Here is a 13204-nt window from a genome sequence, read left to right as displayed (position 1 = left end):
CTGGGCGTCTCTCTCGCGCGGGACGCCCCGATGCACCCCCGCCCAAAGGGGCTCTTCCACCTGCTCGCCCCGGCGCACGAGACGCCCCGGGCGCTTCGCGAGACGAGGCTTCCGGGGCGGTCGCGGGACGGGGCCCTTCAGGGCATGGGGTGAGCGGCCCGGCGTGGCGGGCCGCTCAGTCCTCCTCCCAGAGGCGGTCCTCCGGGGTGCTCGACGGGGGCTCGCCCACCCGCGTGGCCACGGACCGCGCCTCGGCCAGCAGCGGGTGCCCGTCACCCAGGGGCGGGCGGCCGTGGGCCAGCGGGCGGCGGTCGAGCAGCGGCATCAGGAGGGGCGCCACCTCCTCCACCCTGCCCGAGGCCATCCGGCACAGCGCGAGGTCCAGCCGCCCGGCGAGGACCAGCGGGTGCGAGGCGTCCAGCACGTCCTCGCCCATGGCGACGAGCGCCGCGCTCGCGGCGTCCGCCCCGTCCTCGTTCCCGAGGGCGTACGCGGCGCGGGCGCTCAGCAGCAGCCGCTCCGCCTGCCCGGGGAAGTCGTCGTCCATGCCGCGCTCGTCCTTGGCGAGGGACGCGAGCACCCGCGCCGCGCCGGTCGCGTCGCCGAGGGCCAGCTGCGCGGCGGCCTGGGCGCGCCGCACCGGCCGCTCGGGAGGGAGCGTCCGCAGGGCTGCGAGCGCCCGGGCGGGCTCGCCCGACGCGGTGAGCGCCATGGCGCGGACCAGCGCGGCCTCGGCGCCCAGCCGGGGCGACACCTGCCGCGCGAACCACTCCGTGGTGACGATGACCCCGGTGAGCAGCCGCACCGCCTGCGCGGGGAATCCCGCGGTCAGCTCGATCTCCGCCAGGCGCACCGTGTCGTACTGGGGCCAGTAGCCCTCGGGCGGCAGGTGCTGCGTCCGCAGCCGGAGCGCCTCGGTCAGGTGGTGACGAGCCTGCGCGGGCTGGCCCGCCGCGAGCAGCGCCTCGGCGAGGGTCACCCTGGCCGAGGCGGTGTTGACGCTGTCGGAACCGAGGCGCTGCTCGCGGTCGGCCAGCGTCGCCTCGGCCACGGTCACGCCGGTGACGATCCGGCCCGCCCGGGAGGCGGCCCTGGCCATCGCCTGCCGGGTGAGCGTGAACCGCCGCCACGCCGGGGTGACCCCGACGGCGGGGACGCCCTTGGCCCGCTGCTCGCTCACCTCCCGCAGCTCGCACAGGCCCTCGCCGGGACGACCGGCCTCCACCAGCACCTCGGCGAGGTTGTGCCGCGCCCGCAGGCTGAGCGACGTCACGTCCGCGGGGACGGGAAGCTCGCCCGCCACCCGCAGCGATCGCTCGAAGCAGGACCTCGCGCCCGGCAGGTCGCCCAGGCGCAGCAGGGCCACGCCCTGCCTGCTGGTCACGTCGCACAGGGTCCGCGGGTCGGAGTGGTCGGCCGACAGCAGGCCCGCCAGCTCCTCGCCGACCTCCGCCGCCCGCGCCAGCAGGGGACTGCTGTCGAGCAGGACCTGCAGGACCACCTCCAGGGCGCGAACCCTGGCACGGCCGCCGGAGCCCATCCGCTCGGTGAGCTCGACGGCCCGTTCGGCGGTGTGCAGCCGTTCGGCCCACTCCCCGGCAGGCGGGAGCAGGTCGCGGGCGAGCCAGTGCGCGCAGAGCGCGGCCGCCTGCCGGTCCGCCGGTCCCTCGGGATCGTCGGCCATCGACCGGAAGGCCAGCTCCGACAGGCGCTCGGCGCTCGCCGCGGCCCATCCCTCGGACGGGACGCCGATGGTCAGCGCGGCGAGTTCCAGCCGTGGCGCCAGATACCGCGCGTACGCGGTGACGCGGCCCTCCCACCCCGCGGCGGCCGTGGCGCCGTAGACCTCCGTCATCTCCCACACCGGCTGGCTCTGCCCGGCCGACGGGCGCTTCTCCGAGGTGGAGATGTCGCCGATGCCCAGGCGCACCTGGGCCAGCATGAAGCGCTCGACCTGGTGGAAGCGCGCCACCTTGCGCAGCGCCGCCGTGACCAGGCGTTGCGCGTCGAGCAGGGAGTGCGGCGGCTCCGGCGCGCCGTCGCCGGAGGCGAACTCGTCGAAGGCGTGCTTGACCGCCAGGGCCACCAGCACGCGCCGGCTCCTGACCTCGTTGTACAGCCAGACGGCGCTGCGGCCCCTCTCGCCCTCGGTGCCCCGTGGCAGCCGCACCCGCTCCGCGACGTCCTCGGCCCTCACCTGGTGGTAGTCGCCGCTCCGGAAGGCGTCGGCCGATGCCGCCGCGATGGCCGCGAGCCTGCGTTCCTGTGCCGACACCTTTCCACCCCCTTCAGATCACTGCGCATGAATGTATCTCACTATGGTTCGGCGAATCTTAGGTTGGTGAGTTGACTATCGCAATGGATGTCGCGGTCTCATTGATCGGATCGCGGCCGGGACGCCGGACGGCCGCGCCGGCTCACCGGTGCCGGGAGCCCGGCGGTCAACAGAGGTGATCACGCGTGAGATCGACATCGTACGCGTCGGCGCCGGGCGATCCGGCGGGGACCGAGCGGGGATTGAGCGGGGACCGAGCGGGCCGAGCCCGCTCGGCCCCGGGCCGGTACGGGCACGGCGACCGCGTCGTCCACGGGCGGAGCGACCGCGTCGCCTACGAGCACGGCGACCGCGTCGTCTACGGGCGAGGCTCGTTTCCGGAGCCCTGGCGGCGCCTGCGCACGGTCTCCACGAGCGTCCTGGCGACCGCGATGGTCGCCGCGCCCGCGGCTCCCACCAGGGGTTCCCACTCCTCGGCGGCCGTGGGGCCGGGGTCGGGGTGGACGGGGCCCGCCCGCCCGGCACGGACGGCCTCCAGCTGCGCGGCGAACGCCAGCCCCAGGAAGAGGGCGATCGAGCTGAGGAACGACCACAGCAGCAGCGCCATGACGGCCGTGAGCGGTCCGTACGTGGCGCCGAAGGTGCCGCTGCTCTCGGTGTAGAAGGCCAGAAGGAGAGTGAACACCGTCCACAGGACGAGCGAGACCAGGGCGCCGAACGCCAGCCAGGTGTGACCCGGCTGCCTCCTGCGCGGCGCGGCGCGGAACAGCACCGAGGTCGACAGCAGCGCGAGGAGGAAACCGAGCGGCCAGCGCACCAGGTTGAACGCCTCCGTGGCCCCGTCGTTCCAGTCGTATACCTGCGCCAGGGCCCTGCTGATGGCGCCGCCACCGACCATCACCACGAAACCGGCGGTCATGAAGGCTCCGGCCGTCAGGGCCATCAGCAGGGCCCTGGCGTACTTGCGATGGAACGGCCGGTCCCGCTCGACGCCGTATATACGGTTCGCCCCCCGCTCCACCTGGGCCATGGCGCTGGTCAGCGAGAACAGGGCGGTGGCGAGGCCGAGCCAGAGCGCGAGGGCGCCTCCGGTACGGCCCGCCTGCCGGTGGCTGTCGGAGAGCACGGACTTGACCGCGTCCACCCCCGCTCCCGGCGCGAGGCGGCTCAGGACCAGCTCCAGCACCTCGCCGAGATGCTCCTGGTTGACCACCGAGCTCAGCCCGACCAGCGCGATGGCGCCGGGGATGATCGACAGGCAGATCTGGAAGGCCAGGGCCCTGGAGTTGGTCAGGCCCTCGCCGTACCTGAACCTGGCCACGGAGTCGCGGACCAGGTGCCAGCGGCCGTATTTGCGCAGGGCCGCCCACGCGTGGTCGGCGGAGAGCTCTTCACCGTTCATGGTCCGCGTCTGCGGGACCTTCGTCGCTGTTCCCATGTCGGACGGCCCGCTACCCCGGAAGTGACGTCACGAACAAAACATCCCCGACTGTGGTCGACGCCACTGGATAAACGGCCGATTCTGGGTAGGGCGGGTGCATGGCTGAATTCCTTACGGACATCAAGGAGCTCCGGGCACGGGCGCGCCAGGAGATCGACAAGGGTCCCATCACGTCCGCCTACGGAGCGGATCTGCCCCGGGTCATCCAGGTGTGCAACGAGGCCCTGGCGACCGAGCTGGTCTGCGTGCTCCGCTACAAGCGGCACTACTACACCGCCTCGGGCATCCACGCCGGGGTGGTGGCCGCGGAGTTTCTGGAGCACGCCGCCGAGGAGCAGGAGCACGCCGACCGCCTCGCCCAGCGCATCGTCCAGCTCGGCGGCGAGCCGGACTTCAACCCCGAGACGCTGGCCGCGCGCTCGCACGCCGAGTACGACGACAGCCTCGACCTGATCGAGATGGTCAAGGAGGACCTGGTCGCCGAGCGGATCGCGATCGCCTCCTATACCGAGATCGTCAACTGGCTCGGCAACGACGACATGACCACCAGACGCGTCTTCGAGGACCTGCTGGCACAGGAAGAGGAACACGCCGACGACCTGAAGAGCCTGCTGGAGAGACTTCCCGGCGCTCTGAACGGCCAGGACTCGAGGGCCCAGGGCTGAACGTCCGGCACCGGGGACCGGGACCCGCTCCAGGGGCCGGGACCGAGCCGCCGGGGCCGGTCGGGTGGAAAGGCCGGGACCGAGCGGCCGGGACCGAGCGGCCGGCGGCCGCCATACGGGACTCGGCTCGAACGGGACCGGACCGCCAGGACGCGAACGGCGGGCAGGTCCTGGCCGCGCGGCGGTCCGGCCGGTCAGCCCGTCGTGCAGGACACCCCGGGGTCAGGGGATTCCGTCCCCGAGGCGATGAAGCCGAAGGTCGCGGTCGTGCCGGGAGCCAGCGAGCCGTTCCAGGCGGCGTTCCGCGCCGAGACGGCGGCTCCCGACTGGGTCACCGTCGCGTTCCACGCCTGGCTGATCTGCCGCCCGGTGAACGTCCAGTTCGCCGTCCAGCCGGTGACGGCGGCCGGGCCGGTGTTCTTGACGGTCACCTCGCCCTGGAAACCGCCCGGCCACTGGCTGGCCGTCCGATAGGCGGCCGTGCAACCGCCGCCCGCCGTGGGCGTGACGGTCGGCGTCGGGGTGGGGGTGATCGTCGGGGTCGGCGTGCCGGTCGGCCCGGAGCCGAGCAGGGCCGTCAGCGCGGGGAACCACCGGTCGGCCATCTTCTGGTCGCCCGACGCGTTGGGGTGCACCCCGTCATAGGTGTCGTACGCGGTGCTGAAGCCCGTCCACTGGTCGACCACGACCACCGGTGACCGCGCGGTGGTCTTGCCCGCGGCCCAGCCGGGAATCGCCGCGTTGAGCGCGGAGACCCGCTGCGCGCACTCGCCGCACGTGCTCGGGTTCATGGGGATGATCTGGGCGACGAGGACCTTCGTGTCGGGGTTGCTCTGCCGCATCTGGTCCACCAGCTTGCCGTACGCGGACAGGATGGTGGCGGTCGGGCGGTTGCTCCAGGCGTCGTTGGTACCGAAGTGCATCAGCACGATGTCGGGTTTGGCCGTCGCGAGCCAGCCGGGGAGCTGGTTCTGGTCGGCGACGTTGGTGACCAGTGCTCCGCCGTGCCCCTCGTTGTCCCCGTCGTGCGCGACACCGCAGCCCTGCGGCGGCAGGGTGCCGACGAAGTCGATGCCGGTGTGGCCGGCGTTCACGAGGCGGTTCCATAGGAGGGCCCGCCAGCATCCGGGGGAGCCGGTGATGGAGTCCCCGAGCGGCATGATCCTGGTGGCCGCCGCCCGAGCGGGGACCGCGGTGCCCGCGAGGAGGAGTCCCAGGGCCACGACCGCGGTCATCGCGGCCGCCAGAACCGTCAGAACCGTGCCGCTTCCGCGTGCCGTGCTTCGCATCTTCGCTCCCGCCTCGGTGGGGGCCGATGCTAGGCGCCCCGGGTGGGGGCGGGAAGCCACCCGCCCACCACGGAGGGCCTGACCTGCGCGACCGGCACCGGCCGGGGTGTAACTTTCACCCGGCCTCGACCGTGCGGTTCCCCTCGCCTTCCGCGCGGTTTCCCTCGCCTTTTATGCGGTCCTCTCGCCTTCCGCGCGGTCCTCTTCGTCTTCCTCGCGGTCCTTCTCGCCTTCCATGCGGGCTCGCGTGCTTTCCATGCGGGCTCGCGTGCTTTCCATGCGGGCTCGCGTGCTTTCCACGCGGACTCGCGTGCCTTCCACGTGGGCCCGCGCCGAGACCTCGGCCACCCGGCGAGGGCCGGACAGCGACCGGGGGTGGGACGGTGGCCGGGTGGCCCGTGGTTGGACGGCGGCACAACGGATCAGGTCCGGTTCGTCGCCGAGACCGAAGAAGCGCGGGGAAGCGGCCCCTAACGTTCGGATACGCCTCGCCTTTCCCCAGTGACCTCCTCAATGGCCGCCCGTCCCATCGGGTGGACCACAACGAAAGGATCATCCAGTGGCTGGAGCAGTGGATCCCGGTCGATGGCACGCCCGGCTCGGCGAGCTGATCGCCGAGTACGACGTCCCCGGCGCGAGCCTGGCCTTCCTGGACGGGGAGGAGGTCCACGAGTTCGCCGCGGGCGTGCTCAACGTGGACACCGGGGTGGAGGTGACCACCGACTCGCTCTTCCAGATCGGCTCGGTCACCAAGGTGTGGACCGCCACCCAGATCATGCTTCTCGTCGAGCGGGGCGAGCTGACGCTCGACACCCCCGTCTCCCGGGTCCTGCCGGAGTTCCGCGTCGCCGACCCGGAGGTGACCAAGAGCGTCACGATCAGGCACCTGCTCTCGCACACCTCCGGCATCGACGGGGATTTCTTCCTCGACACCGGCCGCGGTGACGACTGCATGGAGAAATACGTCGCGGCCTGCGCGGACCTGGGGCAGAACCACCCGCTCGGCGTCACCCAGTCCTACTGCAACTCCGGCTTCGTCATCGCCGGGCGCGTCGTCGAGCACCTCACCGGCAAGGTGTGGGACGCCGCGCTGCGCGAGCAGATCATCGAGCCGCTCGGCCTGACCCACACCTGGACCCTTCCCGAGGACGTCCTGCGCTTCCGCGGCGCCATGGGCCACCTGGACGGAGCGCCCGCCCCCGTGTGGGGCCTGATGCGCTCCTGCGGACCGGCCGGGCTGATCTGCGCCCGTCCCGCCGACGTCGTCGCCTTCGCCCGAGCCCACCTCGGCACCGGGGGCACCGGGCTGCTCGCCGACCCGCGGGCGATGTGGGAACCGCAGGTGGACGTCCCCAACCCGCACACCCTCGGAAAGCAGTGGGGACTCGGCTGGATCCTGAACGACTGGCAGGGCCACCGGGTCGTCTTCCACGGCGGGAACACCATCGGCCAGGCGGCCATGCTCTGGATGGTCCCCGACACGGGCACGGTGGTGTGCCTGCTGGCCAACGGCGGCCAGACCGCCGCCCTCCAGCACGCCCTGGCCACCGAGCTCTTCGACGAGTTGCTCGGCCTGGCCGTGCCGCCCGTCCTCGGACCGCCGGCCGAGCCGTTCGAGACCGACGCCGAGCGGTACGCCGGAGTCTACGAGCGGGCGGGCAACCGGATGACGCTGACGGCCGGGGACGGCGGGCTCTCGCTGTACGGCGAGGCCACCGGCGCTCTCGCCGGGTTGCAGCCGCCCATGGAGGTCGACCTCGTCCCGGTGGACGACACCACCTTCGTCGGCTATCTGGAGGAGCAGGCCCAGTGGCTGTCGGCCGTCTTCTAGAGCTCGCCGACGGCACCCCGTACGTCCACCTCGGCGTGCGCGCCACTCCCAAGGTCGCCTGAGGGGCCGCGCCGCAGAGGAACCCGCGCGAGCCCTCCCCGGAGGCGGCACTCGCCGCGGGGAGGGGCGATCCCGTCAACTATGGTGAAGGGATGATCGTCCGGCCACGTGCCAGCCTGCGGCGGATCCTGGAGGATCTGGGCAGCACGGTGCTGGACGTGGCCGCCTCCCCCGGCGAGCTCGACACCGAGGTGACCGGGGTGCACATCTACGACCCCCTCGACGAGCTGCTGCTTCCCGAAGGGGGCATCCTGCTCGCTGTGGGGGTGGACTCCGCCGAGCGGATCCGCGCCCTGCTCGCCGCGGCGGGCCCCGCGGCGGGCGTCGTCGTCAAGCAGCCGGTGGACGTCGACGACCTCGTCCGCGCCGAGGCGCGCAGGACCGGGGTGGCGGTGCTCGGTCTCACCCGCGCCGCCTCGTGGGCGCAGGTCGCCGCGCTGCTGCGCTCCCTGCTGGCCGAGGGCGACCTCACCGAACCGGACGAGACCTCGCCGGACAACCTGTTCTCCCTGGCCAACGCCCTGTGCGCGCTGCTGGACGCGCCGGTCACGATCGAGGACAGATCCTCGCGGGTGCTCGCCTACTCCGGGCGGCAGGACGAGGCCGACCCGGGCAGGGTCGAGACGGTGCTCGGCCGCCAGGTGCCCGAGCGGTACCAGCTGATGCTGCAGCGGCGCGGGTTCTTCCGGCAGCTCTACCAGAGCCGCGAACCGATCTACATCGAGCTGGACGACGGCAGCATCAACCGGACGGCGATGGCCGTACGGTCCGGAGACGAGATCCTCGGATCCATCTGGGTCGCGGTGCGCGAGCCGCTGAGCGGCCAGCGGCAGCGCGCCCTCGCCGACACCGCCAAGATCGTCGCGTTGCAGCTGCTCCGCCGCAGGGCCGGGGCGGACACCAGCCGGCGGCTGCGCGCGGACCTGCTCTCCACCGTGCTGGCGGGCGGCAGGGACGCGGCCGAGGCGGCCGGGCGGCTCGGCGTCGCCAGCGAGCGGCTGTGCGTGCTCGCGGCGCAGCTCAGCGGCGGGTCACACACCGACGCCGCGCACCGGGAGAGCGACAGGCAGCGGTTCTGCGACGCGCTCGCCCTGCACGTCGGGGCCATCCACCCCATGGCCGCCGCCGCGCTGGTCGGCTCGGTGGCCTACGCCGTGCTGCCGCTGCACGCCGCCGGAGACGAGGAGGCGCGGGCCGTGCGGGTCGCGGAGAGCTTCCTCGCCCGCGTCGGCCCCCGGCACGTGGCCAACATCGGGGTGGGGCGCCTGGCCCGCGACCTGGCGGAGGTCGCCAGGTCCCGCGCCGACGCCGACCGGGCGCTGCGGGTGCTGCGCGCCCGCGGGTCGTCGGGCGCGGTCGCCGACTACACCGGCGTGCACTTCGAGGCGCTGCTGCTGCAGCTGTCGGACCTGGTCAAGGCCGAGGAGCAGGTCCCCACCGGCCCCTACCGGCGGCTCCTGGAGCACGACGCCGAGCACGGCAGCGAGCTGGTGCCCACCCTGCGGGCCTACCTGGACGCGTTCGGCGACGTCAACGCCGCCTCGGCCAGGGTGCACGTGCACGCCAACACCTTCCGCTACCGGCTGAAGCGGCTCACCGAGATCAGCGGGCTCGACCTGGCCGATCCCGACGCGCGGCTGGCCGTGACGCTCCAGATGCGGATCTTCGGCCGCCAGGGCCTGTTCTGAGTTCGGATCTTCAGGCGGGTCGGATACGCCGACCCGGGTGGAGGACCGTCAGGATCGGTGAAGCACCGCGACGTCCCGGCCGAAGCCGACCACCAGCTCGCCGCCCGGGCCCCAGGCCAAAGCATGGGGGGAGAAAGGAAACACGATCCCGGCGTACGGCCGACGCGCGGGATCGTCCCACAGCAGCACCGCGCCGCTTCCCACGGCCACCGCGAGGGTATCGCTCGCCGGGTCCGCGGCAATCGCCGTGACGTTGCCGATTCTTCTTTCCCCGTCCCATCCGAACGCCTCCGCGGTCGCCTGGTCGGCGACCGGCCCCAGGAGAGTGGGTCCGGGTTCGCCCGTACGCAGATCCCAGACTCTGACCGTACCGTTGCCATCGTCATCGTTCATGATCACTACGGGGTCGCCGTTCAGAGAGGCGACGGCGAAGGCGTCGATGTAGGTCACACAGGAGTCACCCCCTGAAAAACCGTCGACGCTGAGCGAACGCAGGTCCCATACCTGTATCTGCGGACCGTCTTCATGGTCAGGCACGGCCAGGGTCACGGCGAGAGGGCGGCCGTCCACCGTCACGGACGCGAGATCAACCCCCCATGACTCCGACAGGGGCCTCTCTTTCAGGAGTTCGCCGGTGTTCAGATCCGCCACGCGGATGGACCTGGCGTGGAGGGTGAGGACGACGTGGCGGCCGTCCACGACGGTCGTGGCCGCCGCGCGCGCGTCTCCGCCGCCCGCGGCCAGCGAAGCGACCCGCCGCCCGGTGCGCAGGCTCCACATCCCGGTGGCCCCGTCTTCCACCCCCGCCACGACGACCGGCTCCTCTCCGATCGTCCCGGTGGCCACGGCATTGCCGACGCCGGCCAGTCGCGGGGGTCGAGGCCGGCCGGTCCGCAGGTCGCATACCCACGTCTCGCCCTCCCAACGCAGGTCGTGTGTCCGCGTCTCGGGTCTCCAACCGGAGGCGAGGTGTTCCCCACCGGAGACGACGACCACCGGCTCCCCGTCCACCACCGCGGTGGCCAACCTTCGCACCATTCTGCTGGATTCGGTCGCGGCGGGGGTGAAACGGTCACCGCGGACGTCCCAGACCCGCAGGTCATCCTCGGACAGGGAGATCGCGACGGGCCCTTCGGCGATGTAGGCGATGGCGACCTGCTTGATTCTTCCGCAGTGGACCTGGAACGGAGCGGGCATCTCCTCACCCGCCGCCAAGTCCCACAGACGGACCGTGCTGTCATCACCTCCGGTGACCGCCACCGGCCGCCCGTCCACGACCGCGACGGCGACGGAGTTCACCACCCCGGAATGGCCTCGCAGCGGCGGCCCGGCCTCCTGCCCGGTGCGCAGGTTCCACCGCCGCACGCCCCCCTCCGCGTCGCCCGTCACCGCGACCGGCCACCCGTCCACGACGGTGATCGCCGCCGCCCGCACATCGGCGACGGGCAGCGGCGGAAGGGGGCCGGCCTGTGGTGAGGGCGTGAAGCCGTCCCCCGTCCGCAGGTCCCACACGCGACTTGGCTTGGCGCCACCGGTGACGGCCACCGGCCGCCCGTCGACCACTGCGGCCGTCAGCGTCTCGATCCAGTGCAGGAAAGCGGCTCCGACGCGGTCGTCATTGTCCAGGGCCGTTTCGAGTCTTTGCGCGGTCTCCAGGTCCCACAGCTCGATGCTGCTCCACCAGCCGCCGGCCAAGGCCACGAACCGGTCGTCGAGCACGACCGCCGCCAGCACCTCGACGACGTGGTCCCGCGGTGAGCACGGCGAAGGCGGCGACATTCCCCGTTGCTCCGCCGTGATGGGCGGCCCCAGCCTCCGGCCGGTGCGCATGTCCCAGCTGTGCACCGAGCCGTCGGCACAGCCGGTGACCGCAACGAGATCGTCGCCGCGCGACACCGCCGCCAGCGCGGTCACCTCATGATCCCCGTGGTCCAGGACGATCGGCAGCCGCTCGCGGGTGCCCAGGTCCCACGCCTGGACGTCGGAAATGGAGGCGGCCATCAGCACAGCGCGTCCGTCGAGCACACCGGTGGCGATGTGGCGCGCACCCCGCGGGCGGGGGTTCAGTGCACCCCGCTGCCGGACGTCCTGCCACCGTCTGGTGACCCATGAGAGCTTCAGGGGCCGCCCGGGCATCGGGCCGCCCAACAATGCCTCCAGATGATCCATCCACATGGGTGGAGAGTGTCCCACCTTTACCTTTCAGGTCGTATCCAGTGCCTGTACGAGGTTGAGATCGGCGGGATTCGCCTGCGCGGTGGTTCGTCGTCCTGATAGGCCATCGTCATGGCGCGTGGAGACCTCACCGATGGCGAATGGTCCTTGATCGATCCTCGTACGACACGCCGATCCACGTCGACCCGGACTGCCGGATCGTCCCTGGACTCACGTCCCCGTCCCCGTCCCCTTTCCCCGGGCGGGGGCCGGGGCCGGGAGCGGCGGCCCCGGGGCGGGGCCGCTCAGAGGGGGATCCATTCGGTGGAGGTGGTGACCTCGTCGAGGATGGCGGGGATGGGGTCGATGCCGATGCCGGGTCCGGTGGGGACGGTGAGGTGGCCGTCGTGGAGTTCGAAGGGCGGGGTGAGGTCGGTGGTGTAGTAGCGGCGGGAGGCGGAGGTGTCGCCGGGCAGGGTGAAGCCGGGCAGGGCGGCCAGGGCGAGGTTGGCGGCGCGGCCGATGCCGGTTTCGAGCATGCCGCCGCACCAGACGGCGAGGCCGTGGGCGCGGGCGAGGTCGTGGATGCGCCTGGCCTCGAGGTAGCCGCCGACGCGGCCGGGTTTGATGTTGATGATGGAGCAGGAGCCCAGGGTGATGGCGGCGGCGGCGTGGGCGGCCGATTCGATGGACTCGTCCAGGCAGATCGGGGTGGCGATCTTCTTGGCGAGTTGGGCGTGCTGGACGAGGTCGTCGTGGGCGAGGGGTTGTTCGATGAGGAGCAGGTCCAGGTCGTCGAGTTTGGCGAGGTGGGGGGCGTCGGCGAGGGTGTAGGCGGCGTTGGCGTCGACCTGCAGGAGCAGGTCGGGGCCGAAGTGCTCTCGGATGGCGCGGGTGGGGGCCAGGTCCCAGCCGGGTTGGATCTTGAGCTTGATGCGCCGGTAGCCCTCGTGGAGGTACTCGGTGACGGCCTCGAGGAGGTGGGGGATGGAGGGCATGATGCCGACCGAGACTCCGGCGGGGACGCGGTCGGCGGTGGCGCCGAGGAAGGCGGCCAGGGGTTGGCCGGAGGTGCGCAGCTGGGCGTCGAGGACGGCGGTCTCAAGGGCGGCCTTGGCCATGTGATGGCCCTTGAAAGGGTGCAGGGCGTGGTGGGTGGTGTGGGCGTCGGGGCGGGCGGGCAGGGCGGGGATGAGGAAGCGGCGCAGGACGTCGGCGGCGGCGTCGACGTATTCGGGGGAGTAGAGGGGGTCGGACATGGCCACGCACTCGCTCCAGCCCTCGGCCTCGGGGGTGACGACGCGCAGCAGCAGGACATCGCGTTCGGTCTGGGTGGTGAATGAGGTCTGGAAGGGGGCGACCAGTGGCATCGCCACCCGCCGCAACTCGATACCGGTGATCTTCATGATGGTCCGCGGCCCGCGCCGCGTCTCCCTTCGAGGTGGTCTTGATGTCGTCGCCGTACGGGCGACCGTGGCTCGGGCCGCGCGGTCTCGCGGGCCGGGCGTGCGCTCACGGTGGTCCCGCGTTCGCGGCCCGGCTCCGAGGGCACGTCACGGAGGCCGTTCCACGACGTAGCAGGACCGGTCGTGGAAGCCGGTGACACGGGCGCCGTCCCGCAGGAGGCCGCCCAGCACCTCGCGCACGGCCACCCGCCACGCCCCGGCCGCCCGGGGGTCGGCGCGGCGCAGCGCCTCGACGTCCCGGGGCACGGCGACCAGCACCGTTGCCGCCCCCGCCGGTTCCCGCACCGGGCCGCCGTCGTCTCCCTCGACCAGCGCGCGCACCGCGTCCGGCGGGA

8 protein-coding genes and 1 pseudogene are annotated in these 13204 nt (G+C 72.6%); 3 read left to right on the top strand and 6 right to left on the bottom strand.

All coding sequences use genetic code 11. The annotated features are described in order from the left end of the window. Nucleotides 1–175 precede the first annotated feature (175 nt). Nucleotides 176–2275 (bottom strand): tetratricopeptide repeat protein, encoded by a 2100-nt coding sequence (locus ACSDR0_RS33775; RefSeq protein ID WP_435292983.1) that lies wholly within the window; start codon nt 2273–2275, stop codon nt 176–178. Nucleotides 2276–2633: 358 nt separating this feature from the next. Then, the gene (locus tag ACSDR0_RS33770) at nt 2634–3677 is read right to left on the bottom strand and encodes a YihY/virulence factor BrkB family protein (RefSeq protein WP_435292982.1); all 1044 of its coding nucleotides are present in this window, start codon (nt 3675–3677) and stop codon (nt 2634–2636) included. Nucleotides 3678–3814: 137 nt separating this feature from the next. Between ACSDR0_RS33770 and ACSDR0_RS33765 the strand changes: the two genes are divergently transcribed. Beyond that, nucleotides 3815–4381, top strand: coding sequence for a ferritin-like domain-containing protein (locus ACSDR0_RS33765; protein WP_435292981.1), 567 nt, complete (start codon nt 3815–3817; stop codon nt 4379–4381). A 194-nt stretch (nt 4382–4575) separates the two neighbouring features. On the opposite strand, the gene ACSDR0_RS33760 is transcribed toward ACSDR0_RS33765, so the two are convergent. Beyond that, a complete protein-coding gene (locus ACSDR0_RS33760; RefSeq protein ID WP_435292980.1) occupies nt 4576–5670 on the bottom strand; it encodes a cellulose binding domain-containing protein in 1095 nt (364 codons plus the stop codon). Nucleotides 5671–6229: 559 nt separating this feature from the next. Between ACSDR0_RS33760 and ACSDR0_RS33755 the strand changes: the two genes are divergently transcribed. Together ACSDR0_RS33755 and ACSDR0_RS33750 are read left to right on the top strand one after the other, a co-directional pair. Next, nucleotides 6230–7501 (top strand): serine hydrolase domain-containing protein, encoded by a 1272-nt coding sequence (locus ACSDR0_RS33755; RefSeq protein WP_435292979.1) that lies wholly within the window; start codon nt 6230–6232, stop codon nt 7499–7501. 152 nt (nt 7502–7653) lie between these two features. Further along, nucleotides 7654–9249, top strand: coding sequence for a PucR family transcriptional regulator (locus ACSDR0_RS33750; protein ID WP_435292978.1), 1596 nt, complete (start codon nt 7654–7656; stop codon nt 9247–9249). Nucleotides 9250–9297: 48 nt separating this feature from the next. On the opposite strand, the gene ACSDR0_RS33745 is transcribed toward ACSDR0_RS33750, so the two are convergent. The 3 genes and pseudogenes from ACSDR0_RS33745 to ACSDR0_RS33735 form a co-directional block, all read right to left on the bottom strand. Further along, nucleotides 9298–11250 (bottom strand): WD40 repeat domain-containing protein, encoded by a 1953-nt coding sequence (locus ACSDR0_RS33745; protein WP_435292977.1) that lies wholly within the window; start codon nt 11248–11250, stop codon nt 9298–9300. Nucleotides 11251–11708: 458 nt separating this feature from the next. Next, nucleotides 11709–12809: an o-succinylbenzoate synthase gene (gene menC, locus ACSDR0_RS33740; RefSeq protein ID WP_435292976.1), complete on the bottom strand. Its 1101-nt coding sequence runs from the start codon at nt 12807–12809 to the stop codon at nt 11709–11711. A 147-nt stretch (nt 12810–12956) separates the two neighbouring features. Continuing rightward, nucleotides 12957–13204: pseudogene (locus ACSDR0_RS33735) on the bottom strand (GNAT family N-acetyltransferase); the annotation flags it as partial.

The organism is Streptosporangium sp. G11 (genome assembly GCF_051192615.1).
Taxonomy (GTDB): domain Bacteria; phylum Actinomycetota; class Actinomycetes; order Streptosporangiales; family Streptosporangiaceae; genus Streptosporangium.
Note: the sequence above shows the minus strand (reverse complement) of the source record. Positions and strands in the feature narration are given on the sequence as shown.